Source organism: bacterium, from assembly GCA_024742285.1.
In the GTDB taxonomy this organism is placed as follows: domain Bacteria; phylum Myxococcota_A; class UBA9160; order UBA9160; family UBA4427; genus UBA4427.
Genome location: JANSYR010000009.1, coordinates 18,150 through 35,298, shown reverse-complemented (window position 1 = coordinate 35,298; position 17,149 = coordinate 18,150). Strand labels below are relative to the sequence as shown.

Here is a 17,149-nt window from a genome sequence, read left to right as displayed (position 1 = left end):
ACACCCGGCGACTGGCTCGGCTCGGTCGCGGCGACGGTCTCCCTGGGGCAGCGCGCGCAGGGCCAATCGAGAGAACTCGCGGGGCGCAGCGGCTCCCTGCCACGGCGGCTTCTCGCGACTCGCTCACGGGGGCGGGTTCGGGTCCTCTCCATCCCGCGAGCCGCTCTCCCTCGATGCGCGACGGATCCATTGCGCGGCAGGCACCTCGACTCGAGGCTGCCATTCGTCTCGCGGCGCTTCGGACCAGGCGGTGCGGCCCCCGCCCCAGCGCGGCGCCGCACAACGAAGAGCGCCCTGGATCTCGAGGATCCAGGGCGCTCTCAGTCGGATTCGGGAGCGATCAGCGATCGCGCTCGAAGTTCCTTGTTCGCGACGGAGTCGCGATGGACGCTACTCGCGTCGGCCCGCCGCAGCGAGGCCCGCGAGGCCGAGGCCCATCAGGAGCGCCGTGCCGGGCTCCGGGACGATGTTGTAGGCAACCGTCGTCGTCGGAAAGGACGTACCGTCGACGTTGCTCACGAACGCGTCGCCGAAGGACTCGATCGCACCGATCTCGAGCACACCCGAGCCGGTCGTACCGACGTCCAGGGTCAGCGTGAAGACCTCCGGACCGGCACCGGTCGTGGTTCCCGTCGAGACGCCGTCGAAGAGGACGACGTTGTCGCCGTTGTCGACCGCGCCCGCGAGGATGCTGTCGATCCCGCCCGAGTAGGCGAAGAAGCCGGGGGCGATCTCCGTGAGGGTACCGAAGGCCGAGCCACCCGCCGCGGCGCCGAAGACGCCCTGGTTCGCGAGCGTGGCGGAGGCGAAGGTCAGACCGTTGCCGAGGCCAGCAGCGCGGAGGGTGAGACCCTGCGCTTCGCCGAGGGTGTCGACGTCGAGCGTGATCGTGAGCGTCAGCTGACCGCTATCGGGAAGCAGCCCCAACGGGTCACGGTCCGCCTGCACGTCGATGTTGAGGCCCGCGGAGGCCGTCGTCGCGATCGCGAACGTCGCGAGGCCCGCGAGAATGGAAGAAAACAGCCGCATCATTATTCTCCTTGAAAAATAGGAACCAGAGCTTTCAGCATCCGCGTGGACGAGGTTTTGGGGCTCTGTTTCATGAGTGACGTCGTGGACGGGAATGTGGCAAGTTCCGAGGCAGAAATTGTCACTTTGTCGACGACGGCACCCTCCATCAGGATCGACCGCCCGAGACCCTTCCCGGGCGATCGATCCAGAAGATCAGCCGATCAGGGCAGGCAGGGAGGCGTCCCAGCGCAGGCCAGGCCCGAGGGGCCGGGCGGGTTCGGCGGGCTGGACGAGAAGTCCGCGAAGAACGGACCGAAGTCGGCCGTCGTCGTGTCACCGTCGCCGTTGTGATCGGTTTGCAGGTCCGGGGTGGCACCCGTGAACGCCGGGAAGAAGACGCCGAAGTCGGCCGTCGTCGTCTGGTTGTCCCCGGTGTAGTCCGTGTCGCAGGCGTTGCCGTAGCCGTCCTGGTCGGAATCGACCTGGTTCGAGGCCTCGCCCGGGCCGTTGTCGACCGTGGTGCAGTTGTCGTACGCGTCCGGAACGAGGTCCGAGTCGGTGTCGACGACGGAGCCAGCGTTCGCCGTGAACGCGAATCCGAAAGCAAAAACGCTTGCAAGCATGATGAGCTTGAGCTTCATGGGTTGGGTTCTCCTTTGAGAGTACGAGCCAGTGAAAGCCATTTGGCCATCGTGAGCGAGAAAGGTCAAGGAATTATTCTCACCATCTGAGGGGAATCTTCCCTGTGTCCAAACCCTACTCGATTCCCCCAGGGAAATACACGCTGCCGAGTGAGCATTCGGCGACGATTGGGTGACCTCGAGTCTGGATTCAAACCTCGTTTGATGAACTTCCTGGACCTCTCCATCGATGGGAGCCACCCACCCGGGAGGCTCCTCCCTTATGCACAGCAAGCGACATGCCAGCGCGGGTCGACACGTAAGCGGCTGATTTCAAAGCGCTTCGATTTGCGAACGAGTACGCAGTAGAGACAATTCTTCCCATCGAGGGAAAGGAATTACCCTCGATCGCCCACGCGGAGGGGCGCGTAGCCTTCGAGCTGCGGCGCCAGTCGGCGCCAGGCGCGCCGAACCCGCTCCTCCGCCTCCTCGATCCGGGTGTCGCCCCGCGCAATCGGCACCGTGATCCGGACCGCGAGCATGTGCGCCTCCCGCTCGAGCGGGGATCGATCGAGGGCGAGGGCCTGACGGAACCACTCTCCCGCGAAGCTGCCGGCTCGGACGTACCAGGAATAGGAGAGCTCGCGGCGACCGCTCCGCTCGAGCAGGACCCGCCGCACGCCCCGAGCGTCCTCGTCGAGGTCGACCTCCTCGTCCTGGATCGGGACCCAGCCCGACTGCGGCCAGGCGAGCCGAGGGCTGAGGACGGTGTGCGAGCGGAGCGGCTCGTTGGCCACGCCGAGGAAGACCTTGAGGGGGCCGCCTTCGAATCGGAGGAGCTCCCGGTCGTGGTGGGCGAGGTAGCGGATGCTCCCGCGGAACTCGTAGTCCGGCGGAATCTCCTTGCACGGCGCATCCGGAAAGGCACGATCGATCAACGCGGAGGGCATCTCCGCGAGACCCGAGGCCGGCGCGTAGGGCACGATCACGCTCGGGATCACCAGCATCAGTCCGGCCACGACGACGGCGAGCGCGGGCCCGGCGAGCCCGTTCTGGACGGACGCCGACTCGCGGACGCGCCCGTAGGCGATCGGGTCCGTCCCGGGCTCTCCACTCCCGAGCGCCTTCTCGAGCGCGAGGTCGAGCAGGTAGATCCCGGTGAGTCCGACCAGGAGCATCAGGATGCCCTGGAGGTTGTGGATCGACGCGACCGACGAATGCGGGTTCAGCACGAGGGAGACGACGCGGAAGCCGTTCGTCACGAATGCCACGAAGGGCACGAGCAAGAGCAGGATCACCGCATGTCGGCCGCGCCGCTCGAAGAGGTCGATCAACAGCACCGTCAACATCGTGAGGGTCACGACGGTTCGCACGCCGCTGCAGGTCTCGATCACGATGAAGCGGTTCTCGGGACGGAAGATCATGTCGCCCGAAACGAGGGACTTCACGCCGATCAGATTCAGGATCGTGCCGGCGTATTCCGCCGTCATCAGCTGCACGGGAAAGATCGTCGCCGAGAGCAACACGGGCGGGATCGGCAGCGCGAACCCGAGAAAGACGATCGGGACCCAGAACGCACGCGCCGCTGCGGCGCCGCCGAGCGCGACGACGCCACCGAAGAGGAACGGGATCACGCTCGAGAGCTGGAGATCCGACGCGCCCGTGTAGTGGCCCCAGGCATAGAGCCCCACGCAGACCGCGAAGAGGCCGGCACCGGGCAGGAGTGCGCCGCCGGCGCGGAAGACGTCGAGGCGGTGGCTGCGGCGATAGACGAGCCAGGCCGTCAGGATCAGGACGGGCGCGCCGGCGGCCTCGTTCGCTTCGAAGAAGAATTCCTCGCTCTGGAGCGCGAGGGTCGTATCGCTCTGCGGGAAGAAGAGGGGCTGATAGATCCATGCGATCAGCCCACCCGCCACGATCAGCAGCCAGGCCCGGGGCGTCGACCAGAACGCCGGCGCGGTCGGTTCCTCGACCGGATCCTCGGCCATCGCGCGGTCATCGCTATCGGGATCGCTCACTCGGTCCTCTCGAGCCGGGGGGCACGGGGGCGTCTCGGTCGCGGGCCGCCATCCGACGAGGAGGAGCAGGCGAGGGCGCGCGCGAAGCGGGAGACTACCGGGCTTCCTATCCGGTCGCTGCGGGGTCCTGTCGATATCGCGCGCGCGGGCGCACGAGGAAGCCGGCGTCGTACTGTTCGAGGGCGTGCGCGACCCAGCCGACGGTCCGACCGAGCGCGAAGAGCGCCGTGGCCGTCCCGGCGGGCAGCCCGAGCGCGCGCGCGACCGCGACGAGCCCGACGTCGATCGACGGCCCGCCGAATCCCCCCTGCTGCATCGCGTCCACGAGTGCGATCACCGACTGGACCTCCTCGGCGTTGCCGCGCAGACCACGGGCGAGTTCGAGCAATCGCGTACCGCGCGGATCGGCGCGAGGCGCGTAGATCGGGTGCGCGAAGCCCTCGATCACCTCGCCCCGGCGCTGCCGGTCGTGAACGACGTCTTCGACCCGTTCCGCCGGCCCCGCCTCGAGCAGCAACGCGTCGACGCGATCCGCCGCCCCTCCGTGGCGCGGGCCGGACAGCGCCGCGAGGGCGGCCGAGATGCAGCCGTAGATGTCGGCCCCGGTCGAGGCGGCGACGCGCGCCGCGAAGGTCGAGGCGTTCAGCTCGTGATCGGCGGCCAGCACGAGGGACTGGTCGAGCACGTCGATCTCTTCCGGGCGCAGCGCCAGCGAGAAGGCTGCGCCGACGGCCGCGGCGATCGTCGGCGCCGCGAGGGCGGCCTCGACCGCGGGCCGCGGATCCGCGCCCTCCTGGCCGAGAGCGAGGAGCGCCGCCGAACGACGGAGCAGGAATCGGGCGCGGGCGAGGACGGCCTCCGGGTGCCAGCTGAAGCGCCCGGGATCATGGGACGCGAGAAGAGGGATCACGAAGCTCAGTACGGGCAGGGGACCGGCCTTGGGCGGAAGGACCCGGATCAGCCCTTCGAGATCGATGCCGAGGCCCGCCGGCTGCCAGCTCTCCGGCAGCTCGCGGTCGCTCCAATCCCCGGACCAGAGCCCCTCGGCGACCCATTCGAAGCTCCGTCCCTCGCTCGCGAGGTCGATCGCCGAGCGACCCCGGTAGATGGGCCCGCGCTCGACCGAGATCAGCGTGATCGAGCTGTCCATGACCGGCTCGCCCTGCCGGAGCGCCGCGGCCGCGACGGGACCGTGCCCGGCCCGGGCATCACGGCGAGCGCAGAGCCGCTCGAGGTCCCGACGCCGATAGCGCCGCGAGCGCCCCTTTCCGCCGGGGACACTCTGGATCAATCCGCGGCTCGTATAGGCGTAGACGGTCGGGAGCTTGACCCCGAGCATCGCTGCGGCCTCCCGGGCGCTCAGGAACTCGCTCTCGCTCTCACGCGGAAAGTGGCCGGCGACGTTGGGCTGGCCGCTCGGAAAGGCTTCGGATTCTTCCATGGGTCGATCTCGGCGCACGATGAGAAATCCATCGACGCCGATCGCGTCGCGCATGTTCCTCATCATTGATTGTGTCCGTCAACTTGATCAATGTCGCCGTCCTTGTCAAGCTGCCCCCGTTCGATTCCCTGAGCACGAGGAGACCCACGCCGTATGGAGCCGACGACGTTCGCGATCCTCTGTGTCGCCAGTGTCCTGACTGCCGGCGTCTCCGCCGTCCTGGGCATGGCCGGCGGGATCATGCTGCTCGCGGTCATGCTCCTCTTTCTGGAGCCGGCGGTCGCCATCCCCGTCCACGCCCTCGTCCAGCTGACGTCGAACTCGAGTCGCGCCGTGATTCACCGCAAGGTCGTCCGCCGCGACCTCCTCTTTCCCTTCCTTCTCCTGCTCCTTCCCGCCGGCGCCCTCACCCTGCCGCTGGTCGAGATCGCACCGGCCGACGTGCTCCGCCTCGTGATCGGCGCCTTCACGATCGTCGCGACCTGGCGGAAGGACTGGCTGCTGCTCGGCCTCGATCCCGAGCGGGTCGGCCAGCGCGCGCGCTTCGCGCTGGTCGGCGCGGGCGCAGGCGCCCTCGGTCCGCTCCTCGGCGCGACCGGCCCCTTCATCGCGCCTTTCTTCCTCGGCATCGGCCTGACCCGCACCGAGCTGATCGGCACCAAGGCCGCCTGCCAGGCGGGCACCCACGTCGCCAAGATGATCCTCTTCGGGATCGCCGGCTTCGGCTTCCTCGAGTACGGCCCGTTGATGGCGGGCATGGCCCTCAGCGTGATCGTCGGCACCGCCCTCGGCACCCGCGTCCTCCACCGCCTCGACGACGCGCGCTTCACCCAGCTCTACAAGGCCGCCCTCACCCTCGTCGCCCTCCGTCTCGTCTGGAGCGGCGTCTCGGCCCTCGCAACGAGCTGAGCAAGGCCGCGTTCCCGAACGAAGAACGGGCACCCCCTCTCGGGAGCGCCCGTGTCGACGTTGGCAGGTCGATCGGCCGAAGGCCGAGCGCCCACCCAGACCGCCTCGGACCGAACCCCCCGGTCGAAGGGGAGGCCGAAGGCCGAGCCGAGACTGACTAGTACTTGATGACGCTTCGGATCACTTCGCCGTCGTGCATCGCATCGAACGCGTCGTTGATCTGCTCGAGCGGCATCGTCCGGCTGACCATCTCGTCGAGCTTGACCCGTCCGTTCATGTAGCGATCGACGAGGCCGGGCACCTCCGTGCGCCCCTTGGTCCCGCCGAAGGCGGTGCCGCGCCAGACGCGACCCGTGACCAGCAGGAACGGGCGCGCGTGGATCTCCTGTCCCGCGCCGGCGACGCCGATGATCACGCTCTCGCCCCAGCCCTTGTGGCAGATCCGGAGGGCCGTACCCATCGTCTCGACGTTGCCGATGCACTCGAAGGAGTAGTCGACGCCGCCGTCGGTGGCGTCGATGATGTGCGCCTCGACGTCGCCCACGTCCTTCGGGTTGACGCACTCGGTCGCGCCGAACTGCATCGCGAGCTCGAACTTCTTCGGGTTCGTGTCGATGCCGATGATCCGGTCGGCACCGGCCATGACCGCGCCCTGCACGCAGGCGAGGCCGATCCCGCCGAGGCCGATGATCGCGACGGTCGAGCCGGGCTCGACCTTCGCCGTGTTCAGGACCGCACCGATCCCCGTCGTCACGCCACAGCCGAGCAGGCAGACCTTGTCGAGGGGCGCGTCCTTGCGGACCTTCGCGAGGGCGATCTCCGGCACGACCGTCGCGCGAGCGAAGGTCGACGTCCCCATGTAGTGATGGATCTTCTTGCCGCGCCAGGTGATGCGACTCGTTCCGTCGGGCATGAGTCCCTGCCCCTGGGTCTCGCGGATCGCGCCGCAGAGGTTCGTCTTGCCCGAGAGGCAGAACTTGCACTGACGACACTCAGGAGTGTAGAGCGGGATCACATGGTCACCGACCTCGAGGGACGTCACGCCGGGCCCCACCTCCTCGACGACACCGGCCCCCTCGTGACCGAGGATCGCCGGAAAGAGGCCTTCGGGGTCGTCCCCGGAGAGCGTGAACGCGTCGGTATGGCAGACGCCCGTCGCTTCCAGCCGGATCAGACACTCGCCCTGCTTCGGGCCCTCGAGCTCGATCTCGTCGATCTCGAGCGGCTTGCCGGCCTCGACGGCGACGGCGGCTTCGACCTTCATCGTTCTTCCCCTCTTGTACTCGTCTGGTGTCCCGGTTGCCCGGGGTGCCCGCGACGCGACCCGCGCGGACGGGCAGTATACGAATGCGCCTCAGCCGCCGCTCAGCATCGATCGTTCCTCTTCGAGCAGCGAGGCGAGCGCGGACTCGGCACTCATGCGCGCGGCGAATGCGCCCAGGCCCGGCCAGCGTTTCGCGTCGAAGGGCTCCCCCGCGTGCTCGAGGTTCACCATCGGTGCCCAGACGGAGAGGGCGCCGAGGGTGAGCCGATCCGGGTCGACGTCCGGCAGGAAGAGCGCCTCGAGCTGGTCGAAGACGGGAGGCAGGAACTCCTCCACGTGGCGACGGACGATCTCCTCGTCGGGCTGCTCGCCGAAGACCTTCGCCCGCACGACGCGCTGGAAGAAGATCGGCGCGCCCGCTTCGACGAGCCGCGTGTCGGCGTATTCCTCCCAGAACAGATCCCGCGCCATGCGGCGTGGATCCTCCGGGAGGACCGGGGGCGTCGGCACGCGACGCTCGAGATAGGCGGCGATCACGGAGGAGTCGGGGACGCTCCATCCGTCCTCTTCCCAGACCGGCACCTTCGAGAGCGGCGAGAGCGCAAGGAACTCCGGCGACATCGCCCCGGGCATCACGTTCACCAGCTCGTAGTCGATTCCCTTGACGGCCAGGATCGCGCGTACCTTCCGGACGTAGGGAGAGAGGCTCACGCCGTGGAGGCGGCCGCCGAAGGGCTTCGCGACGTCCGACATCAGTTCTCGCAGCTCCTCGAGAGGGAGAACGCGATCAGCAGCAGGATCCAGATGAAGCTGCCCGCGGAGCGCAGGAGCATCTGCACGAAGCCCGGCGCCTCCGCCTCCTCCTGGTAGGCGCGATCGTTCACCGGCTCCGATCGGGAGTCGTCCTTGAAGATCCCGGCCTCGTCGAACACGCCGAAGGGCGTATCGGCGCTCGACGTCCTGGACTCGGGTGCACTCGACGAGATCGTGTAGTCGCCGGGCGCCGCGGACGTCGCGAACTCGGCGGGGTCCTCCATCGTGAGGAAGGCGCCCTGGTCGCTCGTCGGCCCGCCGCAGTGGATGCAGGTCCGCGTCTCGACCGGGAAGCTCACGTCGCAGCGCGGACAGCGCACCTCGTAGGGAGAGGACTTGTCGCGGCGCGAGATCCGCATGACTAGTGCACGCCCGCCGTCGAGATCAGCGTCGCGGGATCGATGTCCATCGCGCGCAGCACGTGATCCCACATCGCTTCCTTCGGCACGTCGAACACGACGTCCGAGCTGAGCGGCGCGACCACCCAGGCACCCTGGGCGAGCTCCGTCTCGAGCTGTCCTTCGCCCCATCCGGCGTAGCCGAGAAAGATCCGCAGATCCGCCGGCGGCCGCTCCGCGAGCTGACGGAACACGTCCATCGATCCAGCGAAGCAGAGCGAACCTTCGAGCCGCGACACGTGCTCCTCCTCGACCTCCATGTCGAGGCTGTCCTGGAAGAGGAGCCACCCGGTATTCGACTCGACCGGTCCGCCCCACGCGACCTCGGCGCCGCGCTCCCCGTTCCACGGAAACTCGAGGCTCTCGCAGAGCTCGTCCACGGTCAGCTCGACCTCCCGGTTGAGGACGAGGCCGAAGGTCGACTCGGCGTCGTGATGGACCACCAGTACCACCGCGCGCCGGAAATTGGGGTCGGAGAGCTGTGGCATCGCCACCAACAACGACGATCGGAGCTCGGATTGGGACACGCCCGAAGCGTAGCAGCCGGCCCCTCGCCCCTTCCATCGTCTCGCGCTCCGCCGCCGCGCGGGGCGGACCGCGGCGCGCCTGCTCCCAGCGCGATCGGTACCCTTCCGAGATCGTGACCGTTTCCCGTCCGATCGTCGGTGCACGCGCGAGCGCCCTCGCGACCGGTCTCTGGCAGGTCGTCGGCCTGGTCGCCGCCAATCACGTGTGGACCCGACTCCTCACCGGCCCGGAGGCTTCGGGCGGGGGTGGGGCCTCGGCCGGAATCGGCGCAGGCCTCGCGGTCTGGACCCTCGCGCTCGCCGCCGTCGAGGAGCTCGCCTTCCGCGGAGCGCTCTTCGGCTGGCTCCGCAGCCGCGCCGGCTTCCCCGCGGCCGCCCTGGGCAGCGCGCTCCTCTTCGCCGCGCTGCACGCACCGCCTACGCAGGCCGGGATCGCGTTCCTGCTCGGACTCCAGCTCGCGGCCCTCCGTGAGGCCCGGGGCCTGGGCCTCGCGATCGCGGCCCATGGCGCGAGCAATCTCGCAGCGCTGGCGATCGTCGCGTTCCCGGATGTGGCCATCTTCGAGGGCCCGTCCGTCTTCGGCGTGGCCCTCTTGACCGCCGGCAGCGCACTCGCAGCCCTCGCGCAGGAAGTGCGCAGCGCGCGGCCATGAACGTCCCGGGCGACACGGGACCGCGGACTTCAGACGGGTCGGCGATCTGACGATTCCCTAGCCGTGCGCTGCGCCCACCGAAGAACCGCGCGCAGCAGCGGAGATTCCATGAGCATCGCCTCCACCCCTCCCGGCATCCTCCTCGTCGACGACGGAGAGCTCGACGAAGTCGCCCGCGTCCTGGACGACCAGGGCCTCCGATACACGCGGCTTCGCGGGGGACAGATCCCCGACGAGATCGCGCCGCCGCGGGACCTGCTGATCGTCACGCCGCGGCGGGTCGAGCGCGTACGGCGGGGCAGCCCGGCGGATGCCGCTCCGGGCCGACCGCTCCGGATCATCGCCGTCGCCGAGGACTCGCCGGCGATGCGCCGACGCCTCCGCCGGGGTGGCCTCCATCTCTTGATCCGCCTTCCGGCCGATGCCGAGATCTGGCGCCTGCTGATCGCGCGCGCCCTCTACAAGGGCAGCGAGCGCCGCGAGGATCCGCGCGTCGCCGTGGGCTCCCCGGTCGAGCTCGACCGGGGCGGTGACCAGACGGTGCTCGTCGATCTCTCGAATCGCGGATGCCGGCTCCAGACGACCGCCAACCTCACGGTCGGCGACCCGATCGAGTTCTCCCTCCCGGCGAACGACCAGATCTGGGGCGACCGCGAGCCCCTGGCACTCCGGGGCAGCGTCCGGCGCCTCGTCCGCGAATCGGGGGACGATCGCTCGATGCTCGCGATCCTCTTCGATCCGGATCTGCCCGAGCACGACCGCACGCGCCTCACGGCGCTGATCAATCACTGGGCGTCCGGTCCCCAGTCCCTCGACGCGGCGACGGTCGCCGGGGCGCCGCCGATTCCGGCCGCCCAGCTGCCGTCGCTCCCCGACCTGACCCTCGACGACGAGACCGACCCGCCGGTCCTGGCGACCACGGAGACCCTGGTGGAGCTCAGCGCCGGGTCCGGCTCCCGGGCGCCGACCGCCGAGGACCCCCGCGATCGCCGAGTGCACGCTCGCGGGCATTTCGTGTCCTCCATCGTCGCGGAAGGCGGCGACGGACCCTTCGTCCTGATCGGCCGCGATCTCTCCGCCGGCGGCATGCGGATCGAACGGCACCCCGATCTCCACGTCGGCGACCGCTTCACCCTCGCCCTCCACAGCCCGAGTCCGGCGGAACCCCTCGTCGTCGACGCGGAGGTGGTGCGCGACGACGGGCCGGGTGGCTTCGGTCTCGTCTTCGACCACCTCGGAGGCGCGGCGGCCGAGGAGCTCGAGAAGATGGTCGCCTGTCTCCCGGACGTGGAGTCCCTCGAGGACGGGGAGATGGCCGGCCTCGGCGCCATCCTGTCGGAGATCGTCTCGCGTCCGAAGGACTGAGGCACATCGGACGGTCGTCGGAGATCGTCTCGCGCCCGAAGGACTGAGGCGGATCGAGCGGAGCCGCCCGATGCCGGGCGTTTCGCGCCGTCTTTTGCGAACATGGGGTCCACCGAGGAGACCCCTGTGAGCGAAGAATCCAACCCGCTGGCCGACATCGCGGTCGACACCGAGAACCTCTACCGCGAGGAGACCTTCAGCGATCTGAAGGTGGCCTCGATCCGCCGCCTGACCCCCGTGACCGCGGAGGGGCTCGACGACCCCTCGCGCCCGACGCTCTTCATCGGCGAGACCACGCTGATGTCTGCGCGCGGCCCGCTCCCGATCAACTGCCCGATCGAAGCGGACACGCTGACCGCAGCCTTCGCTGCGTTCCCGCAGGCTGTCCAGGACGCCGTCGAGCGTCTCATGGAAGAAGCACGCGAGCTGCAGCGCCAGGAGGCGAACCGCATCGTCGTACCCGGCCAGGGTCCCGGCGGAATGGGCGGCCCGGGCGGCATGCCGGGCGGCGGCGGGCGCATTATTTCCTAGTCGGCGCGACGCGCCTCTCGACGCGGCCTTTCTGGCCGCGTCTTGCGCTCAGGGCTGTGTGCGAGCTGACTTCGGGGCGGCCTTTTCTGGCCGCGTCTTGCGCTCAGGGCTGTGGCCGTGCTGGCTTCGGGGCCGCAGCGAGCGCCAAAAAGAAAAGCGGGGCCGGGCGTGAGCCCGACCCCGCTTCTTTTCGGTCGTAGGACCGAGTCGGACTAGAAGACCGACTGGCCGAACGTGGCGGCGCAGGGACCAACCGTGGACAGCTGGTTCTGGCCGGCACCGACACCGGAGTCGAGGCACGAAGCGTGCACGCCGGCGACCGTGGCATCAGCACCGTCGGGCTTGACGTAGCCCCAGAACTGATCCGTGTCGTCCGCATCGATGTCCGCAGCCGCGGAGATCGTGTAGTGGTTCTCACCGGACGGGGCGTTGACCGCGTACTGGAAGAAGACGTTGCCTTCCGGGCTCCAGCCGAGGGTGTCGAAACCGCCGCCCGTGTCGAAGCCAGCCTTCTGCGAGCCGGGGACGTCCGCCGCCGGGTTCACCGTCGCGCCGACGTAGACACCGAACTCCGCGAGGTAGGACTCCTCGGCGGTGCGGATCGCCGCGATGTTGACCTTGCCTTCCGAGCTCTTGGACTTGAGCTGGAAGCGAAGGAAGTTCGGGATCGCGATCGCGGCGAGAATACCGATGATGGCGACCACGATCATGAGCTCGATGAGGGTGAAGCCCTTCTTGGACTTGCGAATGAGCTTGCTCATTGTGGTGTCTCTCCTAAAGAGTTGACTGGGTCTGTTAGGTCACTCGAGTGAACGAGTCCCTGCGACGTGCAGGGTTTGGCTGCGGTCTCCCCGAGTTCCCGTCCAGGAGGGGGCTGGTTCCGCCGGACCTACCCAAGAGCAAGCGGTGTGCCAGCTCCGAAGAAGACCCGAGAGGTTCCACCATGCGACCCGCAAGTCCGCATGCAGATCACCGATCGGCCGTCCGGATTCGAAGCTGAACTTTTTCGAGAGGCGTTCTGGCCACGAGATCACGGCGGTGCCGAATCGTGTCCAGGGAGCCGAAAAGTGACGGCGTGGGGCAGTCCCAATGACGAAACACGTCACCCGCTCTCATGCTGAACGGAATGCGCGCGGCAAGTGGGACGCAGTGTTCGCGCAGCAGCGGAATCGCGCGCGCGAACGCGCTAGCCCTCTACGGCTGGCCGTCGAAGAAAGACGTCGCTGGCGTCCTGCTTGCCGCAGGGCGCGGGCTCACGCTGATGGGCGTCCCACTGGATCCCGCACTCGGAGCAGGCCAGGTCGGGACCGAAGCGATGGCCCGAGGCGGCGGGGCGATCGGCGGGATCCATACCGCGCACCGATTCCGGAGCGTTCGGGGACGGGGAGACGCCCGTCAATCCGGCGGCAGCGGTCACAACGGGGGACGCCTGTCTCGATCGATCGGACTCGTTCATCGCCCACCCCCGAAGCGCGCGAGTCCGGTTCGAACCAACGCAAAGCACGAGTATAGCGGGCCTTGCGGTGATGACTCGATCGCCGCGCGCGCGGCGCGAACCCCAGGTGCGTTCCGCGCTAGGGCTCGGCGATCGTCTCGTCTCGCACGCCGGCGATCCGCAGGGGCACGTCCAGCTCCGAGAGCCTTCGGGGATCCGCGACCGGCCCCAGGTCGCCCGTGAAGCGATCGGCATGCTTCGCCTCGCAGGTCCTGCGGTCACAGAAGACCTCGCGCAGGATGTTCGCTGCGAGCTCGCTCGACTTCTTCCACCACAGATTGCTCTGGAGCTGAAGCACGACGACTCCGATCTTCGGATCCTCCGCGGGCGCCAGGCCGACGAACCACTCGTAGCGCCCGTAGGGATCGCGGCCGGTCAGGTTGCCGGTCTTGCCTGCGACCCGGACCTTGCCGAGCACGGGTCGCCCCCGCCGGGTACGAAACGCGCTCTTCGCGGTTCCGCGCGTCGTCGTCGAGACGAGCATCTCCCGCAGTTCCTTCGCGCGCGCCTCGGAAAGAACGGTCCGCGGCTCGGCGCGCGCGGGCAACGCCACGGATCGGCCCGCGGGATCGACCACGCGATCGACCCACCAGGGCTCGCGCAGCGATCCATCCGTCAGGATCGTCGTGAGGGCTGCGACGTGGAGCGGTGTCACGCGCAGGCCGTCGAGGCCGCTCCCGAGTCGCCCGAGATCGAGGCGCGACTCGACGAGCTCGATTCGTCCGGCTTCGTGTCCGGGCGCGGGCCGTGCCAGCCAACCGAAGCGCTCGAAGGTCGACCGCAGACGTTCCTCCCCGAGCGTGTGAACGGCCCACTGCGAGAAGCACTGGTTGTTCGAGGTCGCGAGCGCCTCTTCGAGACCCGACTCGCGCCCCGATCGCGGCCGGTCGAGTCGCCGCCGATTCAGCCTGTACTTGTTGCCCCGATAGACGCAGGAGGTGTCCGCCCCCTTCGACTCCTCCTCGAGGAGCGCGGCGGCGGACAGCACCTTCACGATCGAGGCGGCGGGGTAGGCGCGCTCCGCCGGAAATCCGTCGGGATCCGTCGATACGTAGGACAGCAGGCGCGCCGTCCGCGGGTCGATCACGATCGCGTGCCCGCGCTCGACGCGGCCCTTGCGCAGCACCTCGAAGACGTCGGCCGTGAGCGTCTCGTCGAGGCTGTACTCGACCCGCAGGGCATCGTCGGGCCAGCCCGAAAGGTCGGCCCGGGGTGAACCGGAGCCCGCCGCGAGCCACTCGACGAGGCGCGGATTCGCCTGGGGATCGAAGCGGTTCGCGTGGGCGCGGGCGAACTCGAATCGCTCGCGGGTGCGTGGCAGATCCGTCAGGCGCTCGGCCTCGAGCTCCGCCCTGGGCGGGGGGGCAGAAACCGACGGGAGAGGCTCGGACGGGCTCGACCGCCAGCTCCGGAAGGCCGCCTGGACGCCCCAGCCGAACGCGGGGATCGCCGGCGTCCTCGCGGCGACGGCGAGCCGGCCGAATCCCGTCAGGCGGGGCCCACCGCGACGACGATTGCCGGTTCGGAAGAAGAACGAGCGGCCACCGCCCCGGGACAGTGCCGCGCGGCGGATCCGACGCCTTCGACCGAAGAAGCGCCCGAGGCCGAGGAAGCCGAGGAAGAGGAGCGCGATCGAAAGGACCGGCGGACCGGCTGCAGTTCCCTCAGATCGCAACGACCGACTCGACTTCGGGGATCTCTTCCTTCAGCCGCGCCTCGATCCCCATCTTGAGGGTGATCGACGAGCTCGGACAGCCGGCGCAAGCGCCCTGGAGGACGACCTCGACGACCCCGTCGCGGAAGCCCGCGAAGTTCACCTCACCCCCGTCGGACTCGACGTAGGGTCGGACGTCCCGTTCGAGGATCTCCCGGATCCGCGCGACCACCTCGTCTTCGTCGGCTGCCTGCGGGGGCTCGAAGGCGGCTCCGAGGGCGGGTTCGTCCCGCCCGGCCCAAGCCTTGATCTCGGCCACGATCGGCGCCGCGAGATCGGTCCACTCCGCGCCCTCGGTCTTCGACACGGTCACGAAGTTCGGTCCGAGGGTGATCGCCTCGACGCCATCGATCGCGAGGATCGGCGAGGCGAGGGGAGAAACGTCCGCCGAGACGGCGTCACTGAACGAGGCGGAGGCGACCCCTTCGGCCACGGTCTGGCCGAGCACCCACTTGATGCTGTTGGGATTGGGGGTCCGTTCCGCATGCATGCGAAAACCGAGATCCATGCGCGGAAGAGTAGGACCCCGCTCGGCTACCGGCCAACCAGACCGCCTCCGTGGGCCCGCAAGCGGCTATGCTGCGCGCGTGTCCCGCACCAAGGTCGTCCTCACCCGCCACGTACTGCCCCTGGTGATCTCCGGGGCCGCCCTGATCTACGTGTTCGGCTACGCGATCGACTGGCAGGCGATTCCCGAAGCGACCGATCGGGCGAACATGCCGCTCTTCATCGCGATCACGATCGTGGACAAGGTCGTGTTCTTCCTGGTCTGGGCGCTGGTGCAGGCCTCCATGGTCCGCCGCTTCCTGGCGCCGGTCCCTCGCCGACAGATCATCGCGGTCAAGGGCGGTGCAGAGCTCGTCCGCGCCCTGAACAACTCCGTATCGGACGCGACCTTCTTTCTCGGCGTCTGGCAGCTGTGTCGAGCGCCCCTCCAGTCCGTCGTCGCCGTGGCGACCCTGCCCTTCGTCGCCCATTTCTTCGTCCTGCTCCTGCAGGGGACCATCGCGATGATCTTCGTCGATCGGGCGCAGGTCCAGTTCGGGGTGATCGTCGGCGTCGTCGCCTTCGGCTGGGTGCTCGTGGGCGCGTTCGTGATCGCCCGGGCGCTCGGCGTCGTGGACCGGCTCTGGGCGCTCCTGCGGCTCGACTTCCTGGACGGCCGTGTGAACCTGCGCGACCTGCTTCCCTATTTCTGGGTGTTCGCGGCCTTCGCGACCGCCGACGTGTTCATCCAGGGCATGGCCAGCCGCGCCTTCGGCAACGCCATCGACTGGACGGCGCTCTTCGCCGGAATCCCGACCCTCTACTTCTGGATGATGATTCCGTCCTTCGGGAACTTCGGCACCCGCGAGATCGTGTGGGCGAACATGTTCCACGGCTACGCCGACGAGGCGTCCCTCTACGCCTTCGCGCTCTGGACGAACGTGATCTTCCTCGTGATGCACGTCCTGATCGGCGTGCTCTTCCTCAATCGCGCGATGGCGCTGCTCTCGGATCTCCGGAAGACCCGCGGGCACGTCGAGTCGGTCAAGTCCCCGATCCTTCGCGACGCCCTCGACCCCTAGGTCGGCGAGCGAGCGGGGCCCTAGCTCCGCCGGATCACGACCTCGGGCTGCGGCAGGGCGACGCCCGAGAGCACGCCGATCCGTCCGAGCAGGGTCCGCACGTCCGCGTGGAGCTCGTCGGCGCGCATCGCCCGCGCGATCTCGCCCGCCCGCAGATCCACCCCGAGGGCCTCGGAAAGGGAGCCGCCAGCCCCGAGGAACCGCTTCGCGTGGAGCGAATGGTCCCGCTCGAGCTCGGCCGCCAGGAGCGCATCGAGCTGATCCACGCCTTCGAATCCCGCGGCGAGGCGCCGGATCGCACTCGGCACGAGCAGATAGCTCTCGATGTGGCGCAGCCCCCAGACGAAGAGCTCGAGGCCCGGCTCCGCCGCGAGGTCGCCCGGCGCCGAGTCGGCCACTTCGTCTTCGAGGTGATGGTCCCGGTCGAGCACGATCAGCCCGCGCCAACCGGACTCGTGGCCGCCGCGCTTGCGGAAATCCTCGAGGGCCCGGACCGGTTGGCGCCCACCCAGGATCACCGTCCGGTCGACGATGCAGCGTGCCACCGCCGGCTCGATCCGACGCGCCCAGGTCTCGAGAATCTCGCGATCCCGCGGCCCTTCCACGTAGAGGACGAAACGATCGTCCCCTTTCGCGCGACCGGCGCCTCCGCCCCGCGCGGTTCGGCCACGAGAATCGCGGCGCGCACCATTCGCACGGGGCGACGAGGAGCGGCGGCGGTTCCGATCGGAAGCGGAAGGCCGCTCCTCCGTCCGAACCTCCGTCGCAGCCGCGGTCGGATTCGGGGTCGCGGCCGCTCCTAGCCGGCCTCTCTCGCTTCGC

General features: G+C 69.0%; 17 protein-coding genes and 1 pseudogene. 5 read left to right on the top strand and 13 right to left on the bottom strand.

Translation table 11 applies throughout. The features are described 5' to 3' along the window. Nucleotides 1-390 precede the first annotated feature (390 nt). The 4 genes from NXI30_16725 to NXI30_16710 form a co-directional block, all read right to left on the bottom strand. Nucleotides 391-1,029, bottom strand: coding sequence for a PEP-CTERM sorting domain-containing protein (locus tag NXI30_16725; GenBank protein ID MCR9095867.1), 639 nt, complete (start codon nt 1,027-1,029; stop codon nt 391-393). A gap of 203 nt (nt 1,030-1,232) precedes the next feature. Next, the gene (locus NXI30_16720; protein ID MCR9095866.1) at nt 1,233-1,652 is read right to left on the bottom strand and encodes a hypothetical protein; all 420 of its coding nucleotides are present in this window, start codon (nt 1,650-1,652) and stop codon (nt 1,233-1,235) included. A gap of 377 nt (nt 1,653-2,029) precedes the next feature. Further along, entirely contained in the window at nt 2,030-3,649 is a 1,620-nt protein-coding gene (locus NXI30_16715) for an exosortase-associated EpsI family protein (GenBank protein ID MCR9095865.1), read from the bottom strand. A 106-nt stretch (nt 3,650-3,755) separates the two neighbouring features. After that, on the bottom strand, nt 3,756-5,090 hold the full coding sequence (locus NXI30_16710) for a citrate synthase family protein (protein ID MCR9095864.1): 1,335 nt from the start codon (nt 5,088-5,090) through the stop codon (nt 3,756-3,758). 153 nt (nt 5,091-5,243) lie between these two features. Between NXI30_16710 and NXI30_16705 the strand changes: the two genes are divergently transcribed. Next, nucleotides 5,244-5,999, top strand: coding sequence for a sulfite exporter TauE/SafE family protein (locus NXI30_16705; GenBank protein MCR9095863.1), 756 nt, complete (start codon nt 5,244-5,246; stop codon nt 5,997-5,999). 157 nt (nt 6,000-6,156) lie between these two features. Here the strand turns inward: NXI30_16705 and NXI30_16700 are convergent, their stop codons facing one another. The 4 genes from NXI30_16700 to NXI30_16685 all read right to left on the bottom strand — a co-directional run bounded on the left by NXI30_16700 (nt 6,157) and on the right by NXI30_16685 (nt 9,001). Continuing rightward, nucleotides 6,157-7,263 carry an S-(hydroxymethyl)glutathione dehydrogenase/class III alcohol dehydrogenase gene (locus NXI30_16700; GenBank protein ID MCR9095862.1) on the bottom strand — a complete coding sequence of 369 codons (1,107 nt, stop codon included), beginning with the start codon at nt 7,261-7,263 and terminating at the stop codon, nt 6,157-6,159. Between the two features lie 90 nt (nt 7,264-7,353). Continuing rightward, on the bottom strand, nt 7,354-8,016 hold the full coding sequence (locus NXI30_16695; GenBank protein MCR9095861.1) for a glutathione S-transferase family protein: 663 nt from the start codon (nt 8,014-8,016) through the stop codon (nt 7,354-7,356). Then, complete coding sequence (locus NXI30_16690; protein ID MCR9095860.1) at nt 8,016-8,435, bottom strand: hypothetical protein; 420 nt, start codon at nt 8,433-8,435, stop codon at nt 8,016-8,018. Before NXI30_16690 ends, NXI30_16695 begins: the two co-directional genes overlap by 1 nt. Before the next feature lie 2 nt (nt 8,436-8,437). Beyond that, the gene (locus NXI30_16685) at nt 8,438-9,001 is read right to left on the bottom strand and encodes a YqgE/AlgH family protein (GenBank protein MCR9095859.1); all 564 of its coding nucleotides are present in this window, start codon (nt 8,999-9,001) and stop codon (nt 8,438-8,440) included. A gap of 113 nt (nt 9,002-9,114) precedes the next feature. On the opposite strand from NXI30_16685, the gene NXI30_16680 reads away from it, so the two are divergent. From NXI30_16680 to NXI30_16670, 3 genes are all read left to right on the top strand, one after another. Beyond that, on the top strand, nt 9,115-9,654 hold the full coding sequence (locus NXI30_16680; protein MCR9095858.1) for a CPBP family intramembrane metalloprotease: 540 nt from the start codon (nt 9,115-9,117) through the stop codon (nt 9,652-9,654). Between the two features lie 108 nt (nt 9,655-9,762). After that, a complete protein-coding gene (locus NXI30_16675) occupies nt 9,763-11,019 on the top strand; it encodes a PilZ domain-containing protein (protein ID MCR9095857.1) in 1,257 nt (418 codons plus the stop codon). A 126-nt stretch (nt 11,020-11,145) separates the two neighbouring features. Next, nucleotides 11,146-11,550, top strand: coding sequence for a hypothetical protein (locus NXI30_16670; protein MCR9095856.1), 405 nt, complete (start codon nt 11,146-11,148; stop codon nt 11,548-11,550). Between the two features lie 623 nt (nt 11,551-12,173). Here the strand turns inward: NXI30_16670 and NXI30_16665 are convergent. The 4 genes and pseudogenes from NXI30_16665 to NXI30_16650 all read right to left on the bottom strand — a co-directional run bounded on the left by NXI30_16665 (nt 12,174) and on the right by NXI30_16650 (nt 15,267). After that, nucleotides 12,174-12,311 (bottom strand): annotated as a pseudogene (locus NXI30_16665) (prepilin-type N-terminal cleavage/methylation domain-containing protein). 425 nt (nt 12,312-12,736) lie between these two features. Beyond that, nucleotides 12,737-12,901, bottom strand: coding sequence for a hypothetical protein (locus NXI30_16660; protein MCR9095855.1), 165 nt, complete (start codon nt 12,899-12,901; stop codon nt 12,737-12,739). A gap of 223 nt (nt 12,902-13,124) precedes the next feature. Next, complete coding sequence (locus NXI30_16655; GenBank protein ID MCR9095854.1) at nt 13,125-14,720, bottom strand: penicillin-binding transpeptidase domain-containing protein; 1,596 nt, start codon at nt 14,718-14,720, stop codon at nt 13,125-13,127. Continuing rightward, nucleotides 14,710-15,267 carry a NifU family protein gene (locus NXI30_16650; GenBank protein MCR9095853.1) on the bottom strand — a complete coding sequence of 186 codons (558 nt, stop codon included), beginning with the start codon at nt 15,265-15,267 and terminating at the stop codon, nt 14,710-14,712. Before NXI30_16650 ends, NXI30_16655 begins: the two co-directional genes overlap by 11 nt. A 79-nt stretch (nt 15,268-15,346) precedes the next feature. On the opposite strand from NXI30_16650, the gene NXI30_16645 reads away from it, so the two are divergent. Beyond that, complete coding sequence (locus NXI30_16645; GenBank protein ID MCR9095852.1) at nt 15,347-16,327, top strand: hypothetical protein; 981 nt, start codon at nt 15,347-15,349, stop codon at nt 16,325-16,327. Nucleotides 16,328-16,347: 20 nt separating this feature from the next. Here NXI30_16645 and NXI30_16640 read toward each other — a convergent pair whose 3' ends face one another. Further along, the gene (locus tag NXI30_16640; protein MCR9095851.1) at nt 16,348-16,932 is read right to left on the bottom strand and encodes a hypothetical protein; all 585 of its coding nucleotides are present in this window, start codon (nt 16,930-16,932) and stop codon (nt 16,348-16,350) included. Between the last annotated feature and the right edge of the window lie 217 nt (nt 16,933-17,149).

Excerpts from the sequence above, each read along its gene's own strand:
- NXI30_16690 (MCR9095860.1), bottom strand. The coding sequence starts at position 8,435 with ATGCGGATCTCGCGCCGCGACAAGTCCTCTCCCTACGAGGTGCGCTGT.
- NXI30_16700 (MCR9095862.1), bottom strand. The coding sequence starts at position 7,263 with ATGAAGGTCGAAGCCGCCGTCGCCGTCGAGGCCGGCAAGCCGCTCGAG.
- NXI30_16675 (MCR9095857.1), top strand. The coding sequence starts at position 9,763 with ATGAGCATCGCCTCCACCCCTCCCGGCATCCTCCTCGTCGACGACGGA.
- NXI30_16725 (MCR9095867.1), bottom strand. The coding sequence starts at position 1,029 with ATGCGGCTGTTTTCTTCCATTCTCGCGGGCCTCGCGACGTTCGCGATC.
- NXI30_16660 (MCR9095855.1), bottom strand. The coding sequence starts at position 12,901 with ATGGATCCCGCCGATCGCCCCGCCGCCTCGGGCCATCGCTTCGGTCCC.
- NXI30_16710 (MCR9095864.1), bottom strand. The coding sequence starts at position 5,090 with ATGGAAGAATCCGAAGCCTTTCCGAGCGGCCAGCCCAACGTCGCCGGC.
- NXI30_16695 (MCR9095861.1), bottom strand. The coding sequence starts at position 8,016 with ATGTCGGACGTCGCGAAGCCCTTCGGCGGCCGCCTCCACGGCGTGAGC.
- NXI30_16650 (MCR9095853.1), bottom strand. The coding sequence starts at position 15,267 with ATGGATCTCGGTTTTCGCATGCATGCGGAACGGACCCCCAATCCCAAC.
- NXI30_16705 (MCR9095863.1), top strand. The coding sequence starts at position 5,244 with ATGGAGCCGACGACGTTCGCGATCCTCTGTGTCGCCAGTGTCCTGACT.
- NXI30_16720 (MCR9095866.1), bottom strand. The coding sequence starts at position 1,652 with ATGAAGCTCAAGCTCATCATGCTTGCAAGCGTTTTTGCTTTCGGATTC.